16 protein-coding genes are annotated in these 19,118 nt (G+C 41.7%); 5 read left to right on the forward strand and 11 right to left on the reverse strand.

What is annotated here, in order from left to right; genetic code table 11:
* Positions 1–72 precede the first annotated feature (72 nt).
* The 5 genes from accC to cutA all read right to left on the reverse strand — a co-directional run bounded on the left by accC (position 73) and on the right by cutA (position 4,778).
* The gene (gene accC / locus ALFOR1_RS14965; protein WP_058549296.1) at positions 73–1,413 is read right to left on the reverse strand and encodes an acetyl-CoA carboxylase biotin carboxylase subunit; all 1,341 of its coding nucleotides are present in this window, start codon (positions 1,411–1,413) and stop codon (positions 73–75) included.
* Between the two features lie 26 nt (positions 1,414–1,439).
* Positions 1,440–1,904, reverse strand: coding sequence for an acetyl-CoA carboxylase biotin carboxyl carrier protein (gene accB, locus ALFOR1_RS14970; RefSeq protein ID WP_104643429.1), 465 nt, complete (start codon positions 1,902–1,904; stop codon positions 1,440–1,442).
* A 37-nt stretch (positions 1,905–1,941) separates the two neighbouring features.
* Complete coding sequence (gene aroQ / locus ALFOR1_RS14975; protein ID WP_104643430.1) at positions 1,942–2,394, reverse strand: type II 3-dehydroquinate dehydratase; 453 nt, start codon at positions 2,392–2,394, stop codon at positions 1,942–1,944.
* Between the two features lie 228 nt (positions 2,395–2,622).
* Positions 2,623–4,458, reverse strand: a complete 1,836-nt coding sequence (locus tag ALFOR1_RS14980; RefSeq protein ID WP_104643431.1) for a protein-disulfide reductase DsbD — start codon at positions 4,456–4,458, stop codon at positions 2,623–2,625.
* Positions 4,458–4,778, reverse strand: a complete 321-nt coding sequence (cutA, locus tag ALFOR1_RS14985) for a divalent-cation tolerance protein CutA (RefSeq protein WP_058549292.1) — start codon at positions 4,776–4,778, stop codon at positions 4,458–4,460. The genes ALFOR1_RS14980 and cutA overlap by 1 nt, the downstream gene beginning before the upstream one ends.
* Before the next feature lie 178 nt (positions 4,779–4,956).
* Between cutA and ALFOR1_RS14990 the strand changes: the two genes are divergently transcribed.
* The 5 genes from ALFOR1_RS14990 to ALFOR1_RS15010 all read left to right on the forward strand — a co-directional run bounded on the left by ALFOR1_RS14990 (position 4,957) and on the right by ALFOR1_RS15010 (position 8,415).
* Complete coding sequence (locus tag ALFOR1_RS14990; protein WP_104643432.1) at positions 4,957–5,433, forward strand: FxsA family protein; 477 nt, start codon at positions 4,957–4,959, stop codon at positions 5,431–5,433.
* 109 nt (positions 5,434–5,542) lie between these two features.
* Complete coding sequence (locus ALFOR1_RS14995; RefSeq protein WP_007580032.1) at positions 5,543–5,830, forward strand: co-chaperone GroES; 288 nt, start codon at positions 5,543–5,545, stop codon at positions 5,828–5,830.
* A gap of 49 nt (positions 5,831–5,879) precedes the next feature.
* Positions 5,880–7,529, forward strand: a complete 1,650-nt coding sequence (gene groL / locus ALFOR1_RS15000; RefSeq protein ID WP_058549290.1) for a chaperonin GroEL — start codon at positions 5,880–5,882, stop codon at positions 7,527–7,529.
* A gap of 138 nt (positions 7,530–7,667) precedes the next feature.
* The gene (locus ALFOR1_RS15005; protein WP_104643433.1) at positions 7,668–7,937 is read left to right on the forward strand and encodes a hypothetical protein; all 270 of its coding nucleotides are present in this window, start codon (positions 7,668–7,670) and stop codon (positions 7,935–7,937) included.
* A gap of 79 nt (positions 7,938–8,016) precedes the next feature.
* Positions 8,017–8,415, forward strand: coding sequence for a VOC family protein (locus tag ALFOR1_RS15010; RefSeq protein ID WP_058549288.1), 399 nt, complete (start codon positions 8,017–8,019; stop codon positions 8,413–8,415).
* A 5-nt stretch (positions 8,416–8,420) separates the two neighbouring features.
* On the opposite strand, the gene ALFOR1_RS15015 is transcribed toward ALFOR1_RS15010, so the two are convergent.
* The 6 genes from ALFOR1_RS15015 to rpoC all read right to left on the reverse strand — a co-directional run bounded on the left by ALFOR1_RS15015 (position 8,421) and on the right by rpoC (position 19,111).
* Complete coding sequence (locus ALFOR1_RS15015) at positions 8,421–9,887, reverse strand: NAD(P)H-hydrate dehydratase (protein WP_104643434.1); 1,467 nt, start codon at positions 9,885–9,887, stop codon at positions 8,421–8,423.
* Positions 9,888–10,413: 526 nt separating this feature from the next.
* On the reverse strand, positions 10,414–11,598 hold the full coding sequence (gene tuf, locus ALFOR1_RS15020) for an elongation factor Tu (RefSeq protein ID WP_058548756.1): 1,185 nt from the start codon (positions 11,596–11,598) through the stop codon (positions 10,414–10,416).
* A 62-nt stretch (positions 11,599–11,660) separates the two neighbouring features.
* A complete protein-coding gene (gene fusA / locus ALFOR1_RS15025) occupies positions 11,661–13,775 on the reverse strand; it encodes an elongation factor G (RefSeq protein ID WP_104643435.1) in 2,115 nt (704 codons plus the stop codon).
* Positions 13,776–13,802: 27 nt separating this feature from the next.
* Positions 13,803–14,273: a 30S ribosomal protein S7 gene (rpsG, locus tag ALFOR1_RS15030; RefSeq protein WP_010392135.1), complete on the reverse strand. Its 471-nt coding sequence runs from the start codon at positions 14,271–14,273 to the stop codon at positions 13,803–13,805.
* Positions 14,274–14,370: 97 nt separating this feature from the next.
* Positions 14,371–14,745 (reverse strand): 30S ribosomal protein S12, encoded by a 375-nt coding sequence (gene rpsL / locus ALFOR1_RS15035; protein ID WP_002958885.1) that lies wholly within the window; start codon positions 14,743–14,745, stop codon positions 14,371–14,373.
* 193 nt (positions 14,746–14,938) lie between these two features.
* Positions 14,939–19,111 carry a DNA-directed RNA polymerase subunit beta' gene (rpoC, locus tag ALFOR1_RS15040; RefSeq protein WP_104643436.1) on the reverse strand — a complete coding sequence of 1,391 codons (4,173 nt, stop codon included), beginning with the start codon at positions 19,109–19,111 and terminating at the stop codon, positions 14,939–14,941.
* Positions 19,112–19,118 lie beyond the last annotated feature (7 nt).

Consider the following 19,118-nt stretch of genomic DNA (forward strand, 5'->3'; position numbering starts at 1 on the left):
TATTTAAGGCGATAAATTGCAGTTTTAGACATAAAAAAACCGGCCTAAGCCGGTTTTTTAAAAACAGAGGAATTATAATCCTAATTTCTTCTCAAGGTAGTGGATATTAGTTCCACCATTTTGGAAGTTCTCATCTGCAAGAATGCGTTTATGCAAAGGAGTATTAGTTTTAATTCCGTCAATCACTAGCTCGTTAAGTGCATTACGTGCACGTGCTATAGCAACATCACGGTTTTCGCCGTAAGTGATTAACTTACCAACCATTGAATCGTAATGTGGTGGTACTGTGTAGTCAGCGTAAATATGGCTGTCCCAACGAATACCTAAACCACCCGCCGGGTGAAAACGTGTAATTTTACCCGGTGAAGGAATAAACGTTTCAGGATCCTCAGCATTAATACGACACTCAACAGCATGTCCGCGAATAACCACGTCATCTTGAGTGAAAGATAATGGCTGACCCGCAGCAATTTTTAACTGCTCTTTAACCAAGTCGATACCAGTAACCATCTCAGTTACAGGGTGCTCTACTTGAATACGAGTATTCATTTCGATGAAGTAAAACTCGCCGTTTTCGTATAAAAACTCAAACGTACCTGCACCACGGTATCCAATTTCGATACATGCTCGAGTACAGCGTTCACCAATAAATTTACGCGTTTCAGCAGTAATGCCTGGCGCAGGAGCTTCTTCAACTACTTTTTGGTGACGACGTTGCATAGAGCAATCGCGCTCACCCAAATGCACGGCATTACCTTGACCATCTGCAAGTACTTGAACTTCGATATGACGTGGATTTTCAAGGAATTTTTCCATGTAAACCATACCATTACCAAAGAACTGCTTAGCTTCTTGTTGAGTCAATGAAATTGAATCAATTAGTTCAGCTTCGCTGCGTACTACACGCATACCACGGCCACCACCGCCACCAGCGGCTTTAATAATTACCGGGTAACCGATACGCTTAGCAATTTGCATGTTGCGTTCTTTATCATCCGATACAGGGCCATCAGAGCCTGGTACACACGGAACACCCGCTTTTCGCATTGCAGCAATAGCAGAAACTTTATCGCCCATTAAGCGAATCGTATCGCCTTTAGGACCAATAAATACAAAGCCACTTTGCTCAACTTGGTCGGCAAAATCAGCATTTTCAGCAAGGAAACCATAACCTGGGTGAATCGCTACTGCGTCTGTTATTTCTGCCGCAGCAATAATGCGCGGAATATCTAAATAACTTTCAGTTGCTGATGGTTTACCAATACAGATGGTTTCATCTGCAAGCAATACATGCTTAAGATCGCGATCTGCCGTTGAATGCACAGCAACCGTTTTGATCCCAAGCTCTTTGCAGGCGCGCAATATACGAAGTGCAATTTCACCTCGGTTTGCTATGACTACTTTATCTAACATTAGAGTTGGCCTTTTAGGTTGCGCTATTATTCAATGATGAATAGAGGTTGATCAAATTCTATTGGCTCGCCATTTTCAGCTAGGATAGCTTTAACAGTACCTGCTTTATCTGCTTCAATTTGGTTCATCATTTTCATAGCTTCAATAATACAAAGCGTGTCACCCACTTTAACTTGTGAGCCCACTTCTACATATGCTGGCGCTTCTGGAGATGCAGCAGAGTAAAAAGAACCAACCATAGGTGATTTAACTTGGTGACCCGTAGGGGCTGCTGGAGCTGCATCAGCCTCAACTGCTACAGGAGCCGCTGCGGCAACAGGTGCTGCTGGCGCTGGTGCATATTGCTGTGGAGCAAATTGTGCGTAACCTGGGCCTGCGCTCATGTTATTGCGATTAATACGTACTGATTCTTCACCTTCAGTGATTTCTAGCTCAGCAATACCTGATTCTTCTACTAATTCGATAAGTTTTTTTATCTTGCGAATATCCATTATACGACCCGCCTGTTACTTTGTGTGTTAATTTAAATTAAATCGAGTTTTGCAACCGGCTCACTGCACAATTTAATGCTGCGTGGTAACCCATTGCGCCTAATCCACATATCACGCCTTGCGCCACATCAGAAAAATAAGAATGATGACGAAATGCTTCACGTGCGTGCACATTACTTAAGTGCACTTCAAAAAACGGAATATCCACACTTAGCAATGCATCACGTAATGCGACGCTTGTATGCGTAAATGCAGCTGGGTTAATTATTATGTAATCAACCGCTTGCCAAGCACCGTGTATTCGTTCAATGAGCGCTTGCTCACTATTACTTTGAATATGCGTTAACTCAACATCTAGACTATCAGCGGCACTTGATAGTTCGCTCATAATTTCACTTAGCGTTTGAAAACCGTATTTATCCGGTTCACGTTTGCCCAGCATGTTTAAATTTGGACCATTTATAACCAAAAGGTTAAATTTTGCAGCCATAATACGCGATATATCCTATAAGTAATGAGTTAAGCGGTTACTAACGATTTTTCACTATAACATCTGTGTAAAAAACCAAGATAGCAACAATTTCTCACGTTAACCAACTATTATAGTGAGTTCGATGTAAATAGCAGCAAAATACTGGTCTAATCTCTATGATGGGAACAAACATTCAGAAAGGATATCGTAAGCCGCTTAGATTATATAAGCGGCTTAATTGCACTATTATTGTGCGCTGGCGCGCACTGCAGCTAAGTGAGTGGCAAAAACATCAGCATTTAAAAAGCCAGTTACACGTTGTGTACTTAGCTCTTCGCCTTGGGTATTAAAAAACAAAATACTGGGTAAACCAAACACAGTGTACTCTTCCATCAACTCAATTGTGCTGTTATCGCTGCTTGTTAGATCAACCTGAATGAGCTGAAAGTGATTAAACTCACTTTGTACTTTTGCGTCGGGAAAAGTGTAATGCTCAAACTCTTTACATGCCACGCACCAGTCTGCATATAAGTCGACCATAACCATTCGGCCTTCATCACTAGCTTGCGCTACAGCTTCTTTTAGCTCAGCTAAATCAGCTACCTTTTTAAACTCATTAGTTTGAGTGTTGAAATGAGTAGTTTGATTTTGCTGCGGCCAGATATAGTTTTTAGTAAGTGTAAACCCGGTTAAAGCAAGCAAAATGGCACTAAACCATAATACTGTTTTTAACTTACTTTGTGCCTGAGCGCTTTGCCAATAATGTAAATACAACGCAGTTGCTAAAGCAAGTAGCCCTGCCATGAGTAAAATAATATCAGCATCTACTATGCGCTCTAATAAAATAAGTGGCACTACAAGCATTATAAAACCAAACAAAGTTTTAACTTGCTCCATCCAACCGCCGGCTTTTGGAAGTAACTTGCCACCAGATGTACCTAATAATAATAACGGTAAACCCATTCCAAGGCTTAATACATAAAGCGTTAAACCACCAACTAGGTAATCACCGCTTTGCGCTACAAATAATAGAGCTGCCGACAATGGTGCTGTAGTACATGGAGATGCTATTAATCCCGACAAAACCCCCATTAAAAATACGCCAACGTAATTGCCGCCTTTTTGGTTGTTACTTACTTGGGTTAACTTGCTCATCATGCTGCTTGGTAGTTTTATTTCGTACCAGCCAAACATCGACATCGCTAATAATACAAACAATAAACTAAAGCTAATAAGTACAAACGGATGTTGTAAGTAACCTTGAACTTGCCCACCTAAAGCCGCAACAACAAGCCCAAGCGCCGCATAAGTTACTGCCATACCTTGTATATACACAAACGATAAAGCAAACGCTTTTTTAGTGGAAAGATTTTGTTGCCCTGCAATTAAACTCGACAAAATAGGAAACATAGGGAAAACGCACGGTGTAAATGCTAGCCCCACACCCACTACAAAAAATATCAATAAATTAGTAATTAGGCTCTGACTTGCTAATTGATCAGTAAACGAAAGCTCTTTTTCTGGCTCATTAGAATTTACTTTTACAAGCTCAGTAGGCTTTTCATTAAGTGCTGCAAATGTACTTTGTGCTGTAGCTACATCATTCGAATTAGTTTGATTAATATTTTTAGGCTCTTCTGTATTAATCACACTAAGCGGAATACTTATTACTTCTGGCGGGTAACAAAGCCCTGCTTTAGCACAGCCTTGGTAACGTACCTTAACTATAGCCCCTTCAGTAATATCACTCAGTTTGCTTACAACACTTACAGCATTAAAAAATACTTCAGTTTTACCAAAAAACTCATCTTCAATAATTTCGCCACTGCCAGAGTCGCCTACTTGAATGTTGGCTCCCTTGGCGATAATTTCTATTTTCTTTTTATATAGGTAGTAGTCTGGCGCAATATCCCAACCAACAAACAATGTGCTTCCTTGCTGGTCAAAGTCAAATACAAATGCTTGTTCTACAGGTAAAAATGTTTGCTGAGGCGGCCCAAGTAAATCACCGAGTAGATTATTATTTTCCGCTTTTACAGGAAGCGTTAATAACGTTACCAGCAATAAAAAGAAAAAACGCATTAATTCAGTACCTCATCCATCCAATTAAAATACGCCAAATTACCTGTTGAGACTTCTACAACCTGAATCTCTGGCACTTCATAGCTATGAAGTTCTTTTATAGTTAAAAAAACATCGTTCATTTTATCTAACTTGGTTTTGATCAGTAACTTTGTTTCTGTCGCTTCGGCGATTTCGCCTTCCCACATGTATATTGAACCTATATTTGGTAAAACATTTACACATGCAGCTAGCTTTTTCTCTACCAACGCTCTTGCCAGTGCGCGAGCTTCTGGCTCATCTTTGCAGGTTGTAAAAATCAGTTTAAATTGCGTATTCATAATGAACCTTTACTTATTTGACGTTGTTTAGCCTCATAGTATCCGATAGCAAGTTCAATGTGTAGGCGCTAAAACAACTACAAAGTTACGATACATAACCAATAACCTTGAAAATAGACCTCCTCACCCTCACTTATATTTCATCAACTCTTTTGAGTGTCATTATTTAGAGAGCCTTATGTTTAGATTTTTATTTGTGTTGTTTATCATCATCCCTATTATTGAAATTGCTTTGCTTATTCAAGTAAGCGATGTAATAGGTGGGTTTGCAACCATCGCACTGGTTGTTATAACCGCGATTTTAGGTGCTAAAATGGTGAAACAACAAGGTATGGGCGCACTACAAAATGTGCAAACACAAATGGCGCAAGGCCAAATGCCAGCCAAAGAATTATTTACAGGAATTTGCGTGGTTATTGCAGGTGTATTGCTATTAACGCCTGGCATTATGACAGACGTATTTGGCTTACTATTATTAACCCCTGCGATTCGTAATAAATTAGCTGCAGGCCTTGCTAGCCAAGCAACGGTTAGAATGAGTGCGGGTATGCAGCAAGGTTCCTCACCATTTGCAGGACAGCAACATACAAAGCAAGAGCAACCTCAAATGGAACAACCAACAACTATTGATGGGGAATATGAAAGAAAAGATTAAAAATTTATCGTTTTTTCTCTTGGAATTTTTCACTCCACCCCCATTATTGAATGCAAATTAGAAAAGCTTTTTTCTGTACTGTTCAGAAACTGTTAGGAGAACTAAAAACATGAACATTCGTCCTTTACAAGATCGCGTAATCGTTAAACGTCTAGAAGAAGAAACAAAATCTGCTGGCGGTATTGTATTAACTGGCTCTGCAGCTGAAAAATCAACTCGCGGAGAAGTTGTTGCCGTTGGTAATGGTCGCGTTTTAGAAAACGGTGACGTGCGCGCTTTAGAAGTTAAAGCCGGTGACACTGTGTTATTTGGCTCATATGTTGAAAAAGTAGAAAAGATCGAAGGTCAAGAGTACCTGATCATGCGTGAAGATAATATTTTAGGCATTGTAGGCTAAACCTACTTTTCGTTTAACAAACATTTAAGAATTTAGAGGAATTTAAAACATGGCAGCAAAAGAAGTACTTTTTGCAGGTGACGCACGCGCTAAAATGCTAACTGGCGTAAACATCCTGGCAAATGCAGTAAAAGTTACATTAGGTCCTAAAGGCCGTAACGTTGTACTAGACAAATCATTTGGCTCTCCAGTGATCACTAAAGATGGTGTATCTGTAGCAAAAGAAATCGAACTTGAAGACAAGTTTGAAAACATGGGCGCACAAATGGTTAAAGAAGTTGCATCTAAAGCAAATGATGCAGCCGGCGATGGTACAACTACCGCTACAGTACTTGCACAGTCTATTGTTAATGAAGGCCTTAAAGCTGTTGCAGCAGGCATGAATCCAATGGATCTTAAGCGCGGTATCGACAAAGCAGTTATTGCTGCTGTTGCAGAGCTTAAAGAACTTTCAGTTCCTTGTGCTGACGCTAAAGCTATCGCACAGGTAGGTACTATTTCAGCTAACTCTGATAAAGAAATTGGCGACATCATTGCAGAAGCAATGGAAAAAGTAGGCCGTAACAGTGGTGTTATTACTGTTGAAGAAGGTCAATCACTTGAAAACGAACTAGATGTTGTTGAAGGCATGCAGTTTGATCGTGGTTACTTATCTCCTTACTTTATCAACAACGCTGAAAAAGGCGCAGTTGAATTAGATAACCCATTTATTCTACTTGTAGATAAAAAAATATCGAATATCCGCGAGCTATTACCAACGCTTGAAGCCGTTGCTAAAGCAAGTAAGCCACTACTTATTATTGCAGAAGACCTTGAAGGTGAAGCTCTTGCTACTTTAGTAGTTAACAACATGCGCGGTATTGTTAAAGTATCAGCTGTTAAAGCACCTGGCTTTGGCGATCGTCGTAAAGCAATGCTACAAGATATCGCAGTGTTAACTGGCGGTACTGTTATTTCTGAAGAAATCGGCTTAGAGCTTGAAAAAGCAACAGTTGAAGACTTAGGTACAGCTAAGCGTGTTGTTATCACTAAAGATGATACAACAATCATCGATGGTGCTGGCGAAGAAGAAGGCATTAGCGGTCGTGTTTCTCAAATTAAAGCACAAATTGAAGAAGCAACGTCAGACTACGACAAAGAGAAACTACAAGAGCGTATGGCTAAACTTGCCGGCGGTGTTGCAGTAATCAAAGTAGGCGCAGCAACTGAAATTGAAATGAAAGAGAAAAAAGACCGTGTGGAAGATGCATTGCATGCAACTCGCGCAGCGGTTGAAGAAGGCGTAGTACCTGGCGGCGGTGTTGCACTTGTACGCGCAGCAAGCAAGTTACTTGCTCTTGTTGGCGACAACGAAGATCAAAACCACGGTATTAAAGTTGCACTTCGTGCGATGGAAGCACCTCTTCGTCAAATCGTAACTAACGCAGGTGATGAAGCTTCTGTTGTTATTAACGCAGTTAAAGGCGGCGAAGGTAACTACGGTTACAACGCAGCAACTGGCGAATACAACGACATGATTGAAATGGGTATCCTAGATCCAACTAAAGTAACACGTTCTGCACTACAATTTGCAGGGTCTATTGCGGGTCTAATGATCACTACTGAAGCAATGGTAGCTGAAATCCCTAAAGATGAATCTGCTGGTGCACCTGATATGGGTGGCATGGGCGGAATGGGTGGCATGGGCGGCATGATGTAAATAAGCATCACCGTTTAAGCACCTTGCTTATATAAAAAACCAGCTTCGGCTGGTTTTTTGCTTTTTAGTACACTTGTTATTGATATTGTCTAATTTACAACCATGTAGTAATAACGTGTAAGCAAAAAAAACATCACCATGGACATACTTAATAGTAATGGAATTACTTTCTTTGCGGTGCTTGTAACCATAGTATCGGCATTGCTGCTTTTAATTATTTGGCTTTTGTTAAAAATGATAGTGTGGGGAAAAAGCATGCCTAAAGGCGCTTATTTATTCTTAGCGTTTTTCCCGCTTATTTCACTGATGCCTATTCCGCCACCTACCTACGAAAATGTACAAAAGGCGAAGCAAGAGCAAAGAAAACGTAAAGAAGACTCAGGCGATGCACCGGATGAAGAAATATAATCTCCAAATACATTACAGCCCTACACAAAGCACACAATGATATGTAAAAATGCGCAGCAACACAGTCAGGGAGTTATTTATGTCAGGTATAAAACAGCATATTGGTAGTATTGCTTTAGTCGTAAAAGATTATGATGAAGCTATTGAATTTTACACTAAGAAATTAAGCTTTGAATTAGTCGAAGACACTGATTTAGGTGAAGGTAAACGTTGGGTGCTAATTACACCGCCGCAGTCAAATGGTACGCATATACTACTTGCTCAAGCCACTGAACAAGATCAAGTAAGTGCCATTGGCAACCAAGCTGGTGGTCGTGTTTGGCTATTTTTACATACTAACGATTTTTGGCGTGATTATGAAAACATGTTAGCAAACGGGGTTGTCTTTAATGAACAACCCCGTAATGAACCTTACGGGACGGTTGCTGTTTTTGAAGATTTATACGGTAATAAGTGGGATTTAATTCAACAGAAATAGAAAGCTTAATTTATTAACGCTCTAACTATTTTAAATAAATCGGAGGGTAGCATACCTCGCTGCCCTTCTCGCTCACTGGCGATATCACCGGCTTTAGCGTGCAGTGTTACGCCATAGCGCGCTGCTTCATCAACATTTAAACCTTGAGCCAGTAAGGCACCAATAATACCAGTTAGTACATCGCCACTACCACCCACGGCCAGTGCCGGATTGCCGTCCTCACACACCCATGCGTGCTCAGCATTATCAATTAAGGTACCTGCGCCTTTTAATACGCACGTAGCGTTATAGCGCTTTGCACATAGGCGAGCATTTTCAAACCTATTAGACTCAATTTCTTGTGTCGTTGTACTTAATAGCCTTGATGCTTCTCCAGGGTGTGGCGTAAGTATACATCGCTCTAACATGTATGATGAAGCTTGCTTAGCCAGTAAGTTAAGGGCATCTGCATCTATAACTAATGGCATTTTATTATTTTGGCAATATTGCATTACTTCATCGAACGTTTGTTGTGCCCATTCGTCCTGCCCAAGCCCTGGCCCTATTACCACACTGCTAGCCCATTCAAGCGCTTCTTGTAAATAGGCACTGCTTACCATTAATTCTGGCCTACCAATGCTTACAGGCGCTATAGAGCTTGAATGTGTATATACTCTTACCATACCAGCACCTGCTCTAAGTGCAGCTTCGCTGGTTAATCTAATTGCTCCGGCAGTACCTTCATTTCCGCCTACACAGAGTAGTTTGCCATGAGTTCCTTTATGACTATTTTGGCTTCGCGCACCAAGCTTTTTAAAACTATTAATATTTATAAGTGTACCGCTTGAAGCTGCGAGCTCAAAAAATGCAGTTCCAATATTTAGATCGTCAAATATTAACTGCCCGCAATGTTGTTTACCTATAGCCGTTGTCAGCCCCTGCTTAATACCAACAAAGGTCATTGTTTTACTTGCTTGTATAGCAATATCTAAAGGTTGGCCAGTATCAGCGCTGATACCTGAAGGCACATCTATACTCAATACAGGTTTATTACAGGCATTAATTTCATTAATAATTTTAGCAAAATTATCGCGTACTGAGCTTGTAATCCCAGTACCTAACATTGCATCTATAATTAAATCACTACGGTTTAATAACTCACTCGTATAAGCATTAACTTCACCGCCTTCATCACGCCACAAGTTAGACGCTTTTGCTGCATCTCCTGTTAGTGCTTGCTCAGGGTTAACGGCACACAAAGTCACCAGCTTACCCGCTTGCTTAATTAGGCTCGCGGTAATATAACCATCTCCAGCGTTATTACCTTGTCCCACAATCACCAAGGTATGCTCAGCATTAAACTCTTTCCAGACATTGAATACAGCCTCCCCTGCGCGCTGCATGAGAGTAAATAACTCACAATGACTATTTTTAGCAGCAAGAGCCTCGTTATCCCTAACTTCTTTTGCGGTAAATATTCGTTTATTTAGCATGAGGACACCGGACTCCTTTAATAAGTGACACTTTACCTTATCAAATACACATATCTAGGGGCTAGCTTTGTGAGCTTTTTTAATCGGGATTAATTCGTTTATTAAAGTGCACTACAGGTAGAGTAATTATCGGGGTCAGATCATTTTACTAATAACTGATAGTTGAAAACTAAACGCTTTTCTTCAGACATTAAAAAACCCGAGGCTAAGCTCGGGTTTTTTTAGTATTAATTAACTTAAAAGTTAACTATTACTCTACGATAGTTGCTACAAAGCACCTACATCTAAGGTAAGAGCGCCACCTTCATGTAAGCTAAATTTCAGGCATTAAAAAACCCGAGACTAAGCTCAGTTTTTTTTTTAGTATTAATTAACTTAAAAGTTAACTATTACTCGTTGAGCGTTGCTAAAAAGCACCTACATCTAAGGTAAGAGCGCCACCTTCATGTAAGCTAAATTTTAGGCATTAAAAAACCCGAGACTAAGCTCGGGTTTTTTTAGTATTAATTAACTTAAAAGTTAACTATTACTCTACGATAGTTGCTACAACACCAGCACCTACAGTACGGCCACCTTCACGGATAGCGAAACGAAGACCTTCATCCATCGCGATTGGCGCGATTAGAGTTACTGTCATCTTAACGTTATCACCAGGCATTACCATTTCTACGCCATCTGGTAACTGTACGTCACCTGTTACGTCAGTTGTACGGAAGTAGAACTGTGGACGGTAACCTTTGAAGAATGGAGTATGACGACCACCTTCATCTTTAGAAAGTACGTATACTTCTGAAGTGAATGTAGTGTGTGGCTTGATTGAACCAGGCTTAGCTAGTACTTGACCACGTTCAACGTCTTCACGCTTAGTACCACGTAGAAGTGCACCAATGTTCTCACCAGCACGACCTTCGTCAAGAAGCTTACGGAACATTTCAACACCAGTACAAGTAGACTTAGTAGTCTCTTTGATACCAACGATTTCAACTTCGTCATTCACGTTGATGATACCCGCTTCAACACGGCCAGTTACAACTGTACCACGACCTTGAATTGAGAAAACATCTTCGATAGGCATGATGAATGGCTTATCGATGTCACGCTCTGGCTCTGGAATGTAAGAATCTAGTGCTTCTGCAAGCTCTACGATTTTAGCTTCCCATTGCTCTTCGCCTTCAAGTGCTTTAAGTGCAGAACCTTGAATTAGTGGTAAATCATCACCTGGGAAGTCGTACTCAGAAAGAAGTTCACGAACTTCCATTTCTACTAGCTCAAGTAGCTCTTCGTCATCAACCATGTCACATTTGTTCATGAATACGATGATGTAAGGTACGCCAACTTGGCGAGAAAGTAGGATGTGCTCACGAGTTTGTGGCATAGGGCCGTCAGTCGCAGCTACTACTAAGATAGCGCCGTCCATTTGAGCAGCACCAGTGATCATGTTTTTAACATAATCGGCGTGACCAGGACAATCTACGTGTGCGTAGTGACGAGTTGGCGTATCGTACTCAACGTGAGAAGTTGAGATTGTGATACCACGCTCGCGCTCTTCTGGAGCGTTATCGATTGATGCGAAATCTTTAGCAACACCGCCGTATACTTTTGCAAGTACGTTAGTGATTGCTGCAGTTAGTGTAGTTTTACCGTGGTCAACGTGGCCGATTGTACCAACGTTTACGTGCGGTTTTACGCGTTCAAACTTTTCTTTTGCCATCTTAAAAAATTCCTAATTAAGAAATTAAAGCCTGACTCACTATTGAGCCAGACAAGCTAAAATCATATTACAGCGCGAGCTGAAATTATTGTATCTGCAACATTTTTAGAGGCTTCAGCGTACTTCAAAAACTCCATAGAGTATGAGGCACGGCCCTGTGTTGCAGATCGTAAAGCAGTTGCATAACCAAACATTTCAGAAAGAGGAACTTGTGCATTAATTTGCTTAAGTCCACCTATAGCATCTTCCATGCCTTCGATCATGCCGCGACGACGATTAAGGTCGCCAACTACATCACCCATGTTTGAGTCAGGAGTGATTACTTCAACCTTCATCATTGGCTCTAATAATACAGGGTCAGCTTCTAGCGCCCCATTTCTCATTGCCATTGAACCTGCTACTTTAAATGCCATTTCATTCGAGTCTACATCATGGAATGAACCATCATATAAAGTCGCTTTAACGCCAAGTAATGGGTAGCCTGCCAGTACACCTTGAGACATTTGCTCTTGGAGACCTTTGTCTACCGCAGGGATAAATTCTTTAGGAACAGAACCACCTACCGTTTCGTTAACGAACTCGTAAATTGGTGCTTCATCATCCGAAATATCCATCGGCTCAAGTTTAACCCAGACGTGACCATATTGACCACGACCACCTGATTGACGTATAAACTTACCTTCAACTTTAACAGTTGAACGAATAGCTTCTCGGTATGCAACCTGCGGCTTACCAACGTTACATTCAACACTGAATTCACGTTTCATACGGTCGACAATGATATCTAGGTGAAGTTCACCCATGCCAGAGATTATAGTCTGGCCTGATTCTTCGTCAGTTTGTACGCGAAAAGAAGGATCTTCTGCCGCTAGTTTACCTAGCGCGATACCCATCTTATCTTGGTCAGCGATTGTGCGAGGCTCAACCGCAACAGAGATAACTGGTTCAGGGAATTCCATACGCTCAAGCGTAATAATAGAATTCGGATCACACAGTGTTTCACCTGTTGTTACGTCTTTAAGACCAATAGCTGCCGCGATGTCGCCTGCGTAAACTTCTTTGATCTCTTCACGTGAGTTTGAATGCATCTGTACGATACGGCCAAGTCGCTCACGCTTACTTTTAACTGGGTTATAAACCGCGTCACCCTGTTTAACAGTACCAGAGTAAACACGGAAAAAGGTTAAAGTGCCAACAAACGGGTCTGTTGCAATCTTAAATGCGAGTGCAGCAAACGGCGCTTTATCATCAGCTGGACGTTCTTCCTCAGTACCATTTTCTAAGATACCTTGGATTTGTTTCACTTGTGTTGGTGCTGGCATGTACTCAACAACGCCATCAAGCACAGCTTGAACGCCTTTGTTTTTAAATGCGCTACCACACGTTATTGGAACAATCTCGTTCGCTAATGTGCGTTGACGTAAAGCAGATTTTATCTCTGCTTCACTTAACTCTTCACCTTCTAAGTACTTATCCATTAGTTCTTCAGAGGCTTCAGCTGCACTTTCAACTAAATGAGAGTGCCATTCTTCAGCTAACTCTTGAAGTTCTGCCGGTATTGCCTCATAAGAGAAGGTCATACCCTGGTCCGCTTCGTTCCAGTTAATGGCTTTCATTTTTATAAGGTCAATTACACCTTTAAAGTCGTCTTCAGCGCCAATTGGCAACTGGATTGGAACAGGCGTTGCTCCAAGACGAGATTTCACCTGGCTAACAACCGTTAAGAAGTCAGCGCCCGTGCGATCCATTTTATTTACGAAGATCATTCTCGGAACTTCGTATTTGTTCGCTTGACGCCAAACTGTCTCAGTTTGCGGCTGTACACCTGATGAAGCACAAAGAACAACTACCGCACCATCTAATACGCGTAAAGAACGCTCTACTTCGATAGTGAAATCTACGTGTCCTGGAGTATCAATAATATTGATACGATGGTCGTCAAATTGAGCGTCCATCCCTTTCCAGAAACACGTTGTTGCAGCAGAAGTGATTGTGATACCACGCTCTTGTTCCTGCTCCATCCAATCCATAGTTGCGGCGCCATCATGTACTTCACCGATCTTATGAGAAAGACCCGTGTAGAACAGAACACGTTCTGTTGTGGTGGTTTTGCCTGCATCTACGTGAGCTACTATGCCGATATTACGGTAGCGCTCAAGTGGAGTTGTACGTGCCATATGATCCTCTTAAAGGTTAAGGACAGATTACCAACGGTAATGTGCGAATGCTTTATTCGCTTCAGCCATACGGTGAACGTCTTCACGTTTCTTAACCGCAGTGCCTTTGTTGTCAGCAGCGTCAACGATTTCTTGAGCTAAACGTAAGCCCATAGATTTTTCGCCACGCTTACGTGCAGCGTCTACTAACCAACGCATACCTAATGCGTTACGACGTACTGGACGTACTTCAACTGGTACTTGATAAGTTGAACCACCAACACGGCGAGATTTAACCTCTACCTGTGGACGGATGTTATCAAGTGCAGTTTCAAAGATTTCTAGGTGCGACTTGCCTGATTTCTCAGCAGCCACGTCTAGCGCACCATAAACAATTTTTTCAGCAGTAGATTTCTTGCCGTCTAACATTACGATGTTAACGAATTTAGCAAGAAGTTCCGATCCGAACTTAGGATCTGGAAGAATTTTACGTTGACCTATTACGCGTCTTCTAGGCATTTTGTATCTCCGGTTTATTCAGGTTTGTCCTTTTGGAACAATCACCCAAAACAATAATTAATAATATTTAGTGCTTGGCCTTACTAACGGAAAACAATTAGCCTTTAGGGCGTTTTGCACCGTATTTAGAACGAGCTTGACGACGGTCGCTAACGCCTGCACAGTCAAGTGCACCACGTACAGTGTGAAAACGCACACCTGGTAAATCTTTAACACGACCACCACGGATTAGGATTACACTATGCTCTTGAAGGTTATGACCTTCACCACCAATGTATGAAGTTACTTCGAAACCGTTAGTTAAACGTACACGAGCTACTTTACGTAACGCCGAGTTTGGTTTCTTAGGTGTAGTTGTATATACGCGAGTACATACACCACGCTTTTGCGGACACGCTTTAAGCGCAGCTGAGTTACTTTTAGTAACCTTGCTACGACGTGGCTTACGCACTAGCTGGTTAATAGTTGCCATTTAAATAGCTCCTGAAATTAAAATTACTACTGAAAAAAATAAAAAAATCCGCCCTTTTTACAAGCTTGTAACATACATGCAAGTAAATGGGTGGCGGAATTTTAATGAGCAAAGTTTAACCTGTCAACCTAAACTGATAGCAAGACAGAATATATCTGCCTTACTATCACTTAATCTATTGATTAAGAACAGTTTATTGATTTCCAGACAAATCAGCGTTTAAAGCATCAGTTAGTGCTTGAGTTGCCTCTTCTGCACTTACTGTTTGCTCTTCAACAACTAAACTTTGCTTACGACGTGCCATACGATCCTGGTGATACGCAAAACCGGTACCGGCTGGGATCAAACGACCCACTATTACGTTTTCTTTCAGACCGCGAAGCTCATCGCTCTTACCATTCACTGCCGCATCTGTAAGAACACGTGTTGTTTCTTGGAAAGACGCTGCTGAGATGAAAGATTCTGTTGCAAGTGATGCTTTCGTGATACCCATAAGTTGTATTTCAAACTTCGCTGGGATTTTACCTTGTTTTTCAAGGTCACGATTAGCGATATTAACGCGAGCTACTTCAATTTGCTCACCCGCTAAGAACTCAGTATCACCACCGTGTATAATTGTACATTTACGAATCATCTGACGGATAATTGTTTCAATGTACTTGTCATTGATCTTAACGCCTTGCAAACGGTAAACCTCTTGCACTTCGTTAACGATGTAGTTAGCAACATGAGTCACACCACGTAGGCGTAAGATGTCATGTGGTGATTCAGGACCATCGGCGATAACTTCACCTTTAGACACTTGCTCACCTTCAAACACGTTAAGTTGACGCCACTTAGGAATCATTTCTTCGTAATGATCGCCTTCTGATGGAGTAATAACTAAACGCTTCTTACCCTTAGTTTCTTTACCGAAGCTAATAGTACCTGTGATCTCAGCTAAGATAGCTGGCTCTTTAGGTTTACGCGCTTCAAATAAGTCGGCTACGCGTGGTAGACCACCCGTGATATCACGAGTTTTCGAACCTTCTTGTGGAATACGTGCTAGCACGTCACCAGGGTTTGCAGTCGCACCATCTGTCACTTCAATAGTAGTGAATGAAGGTAAACGTGTTTCTTGCAGACCGCGCTCTTCACTTTCGATGATAAGCTTAGGTTCTTTCGCATTGGCTTTAGCAAGGTCTTTAACAACAATACGAGTTAAACCGGTTAGTTCATCGGTTTGTGTCTCTGTATTTGAGTCATCGATATCGCTGAACGATACTTTTGACTTATGCTCAAGAACAATTGGGTGACTATGCGGGTCCCAAGTAGCAACAATGTCGTTACCTTGAACTTCAGCATTGTCTTGCACTGTTAATACCGCACCGTAAGGTACTTTATAACGCTCTTTTTCACGACCATAGCTATCAATGATAGTGATCTCAGTAGAACGTGAGGTAATAACAATCTTACCGTCTGTGTTTAATACATATTTAGCGTTGTGCAGTTTTAATGTACCGTTAGTTTTAACTTGTACATTATTTTCAGCTGACGCTCTTGATGCCGCACCACCGATGTGGAATGTACGCATCGTAAGCTGTGTACCCGGCTCACCGATTGACTGCGCCGCGATAACACCTACAGATTCACCCGCGTTGATGATATGACCACGTGCAAGGTCACGACCATAACACTTAGCACATACACCAAAGTCGTTATCACATGTGATAACTGAGCGTACGCGAACTTCATCTACTGAGTGCTCTTCTAAAAGGTCACACAGTTTTTCATCGAGCATGATATTACGTTCAACAAGTACTGTGTTAGTACCTGGAATAACGATATCTTCAGCAACAACACGACCAAGAACACGTTCACGAAGTGCTTCTACAACATCACCACCTTCAATAAGCGGTTTCATTGTTAAGCCATCTTCTGTGCCACAGTCGTCTTCGTTGATTACCAAATCTTGTGCAACGTCTACTAAACGACGCGTTAAGTAACCCGAGTTCGCTGTTTTCAGTGCTGTATCGGCAAGACCTTTACGCGCACCGTGCGTTGAGATGAAGTACTGAAGTACGTTTAGACCTTCACGGAAGTTAGCCGTGATTGGCGTCTCGATGATTGAACCATCTGGACGTGCCATTAGACCACGCATACCTGCTAGCTGACGGATCTGAGCGGCACTACCACGAGCACCAGAGTCGGCCATCATAAACACTGAGTTAAATGACGGTTGCTCTTCTTCTTCACCTTTAGCATTAATAACCATGTCTTTTGACAAGTTGGCCATCATTTCACGTGATAAGTTTTCGTTTACACGTGACCAGATATCGATAACTTTATTGTACTTTTCACCAGCCGTTACAAGACCTGATTGGAATTGTTGGTTGATTTCAGTTACTTCAGCCTCAGCTGATTCAATGATCTGTGCTTTAACAGGTGGGATAGCTAAGTCATCGATACCAATTGAAACACCTGACTTCATTGCGTAGTGGAAACCGGTGTACATAACTTGGTCAGCAAACACAACAGTGTCTTTTAGACCTAGACGACGGTAACACTCGTTTAATAAGCTAGAAATCTGCTTTTTACCTAATGCTTGGTTGATTGACTCAAACGGCATACCTTTAGGTAAAATTAGAGACAGAATCGCACGACCAACAGTAGTGTCGATGATAGTAATAGTATCTTCTACTACACCGTCTTCGTTCTTAACTGATTGGCTGATACGCACTTTCACGCGAGCGTGAAGTTCTGCATTACCGCTACGGTATGCTTTTTCTGCTTCTTTAGGATCTTTAAATACAATGCCTTCGCCTTTCGCATTAATGCGATCGCGCGTCATGTAGTAAAGACCTAATACAACATCCTGTGAAGGAACGATGATTGGCTCACCATTCGCAGGAGATAAGATGTTGTTTGTAGACATCATTAGTGCACGTGCTTCAAGCTGCGCTTCGATTGTTAACGGTACGTGTACCGCCATTTGGTCACCATCGAAATCGGCGTTGTAAGCCGCACATACTAATGGGTGTAAATGAATCGCTTTACCTTCGATAAGCACAGGTTCAAACGCTTGGATACCCAAACGGTGAAGTGTTGGTGCACGGTTAAGTAATACTGGATGTTCACGAATTACTTCGTCTAATACATCCCATACTTCCGCTACTTCACGTTCAACCATCTTCTTAGCTGCTTTGATTGTCGTAGCCATGCCGCGACGCTCTAGTTTGCCATAGATAAATGGTTTGAATAACTCAAGTGCCATCTTCTTAGGAAGACCACATTGATGAAGCTTAAGTGTAGGACCAACCGTGATTACAGAACGGCCAGAGTAATCTACACGCTTACCAAGTAAGTTCTGACGGAAACGACCTTGCTTACCCTTGATCATATCAGCAAGAGATTTAAGAGGACGTTTGTTAGAACCTGTTATAGCACGGCCACGACGACCGTTATCAAGTAGCGCATCTACCGCTTCTTGTAACATACGTTTTTCGTTGCGTACGATAATATCTGGTGCAGCTAGATCTAATAGACGCTTAAGACGGTTATTACGGTTAATAACACGACGGTAAAGGTCATTTAGATCAGAAGTCGCAAAACGACCACCGTCTAATGGTACTAATGGACGTAGATCAGGTGGCAATACTGGAAGTACTGTCATGATCATCCACTCAGGGTTATTACCTGATTGGTGGAACGATTCCATTAACTTAAGACGTTTAGTGATCTTCTTACGCTTAGTTTCAGAGTTAATTGTTGGTAACTCTTCACGCATTTCTGCAATTAGTTGAGCAAGATCAAGTTCACGAAGCAAGTCTAATACTGCTTCAGCACCCATCTTAGCTTCAAACTCATCACCGTGCTCTTCAAGTGAATCTAGGTATTCTTCTTCACCTAAAAGCTGACCACGCTCAAGCGTTGTCATACCAGGCTCAGTTACTACGAATGATTCGAAGTATAGAACACGTTCAATATCACGAAGCGTCATATCAAGCATTAAGCCAATACGTGACGGTAATGATTTTAAAAACCATATATGCGCTACTGGGCTCGCAAGATCGATATGACCCATACGATCACGACGCACTTTAGTAAGTGTAACTTCAACGCCACACTTCTCACAGATCACACCACGGTGTTTAAGGCGTTTATATTTACCACATAAACACTCATAATCTTTCACTGGGCCGAAAATACGGGCACAGAATAAGCCATCGCGCTCAGGCTTGAAAGTACGGTAGTTAATAGTCTCAGGTTTCTTTACTTCACCGTATGACCATGAACGAACCATGTCTGGTGAAGCAAGACCAATGCGAATTGCATCGAATTCTTCGGTCTTATTTTGTTGCTTCAGAAACTTAAGTAAGTCTTTCACCTTAGCT

The sequence above is a fragment of the Pseudoalteromonas carrageenovora IAM 12662 genome (genome assembly GCF_900239935.1).
Lineage (GTDB): Bacteria > Pseudomonadota > Gammaproteobacteria > Enterobacterales > Alteromonadaceae > Pseudoalteromonas > Pseudoalteromonas carrageenovora.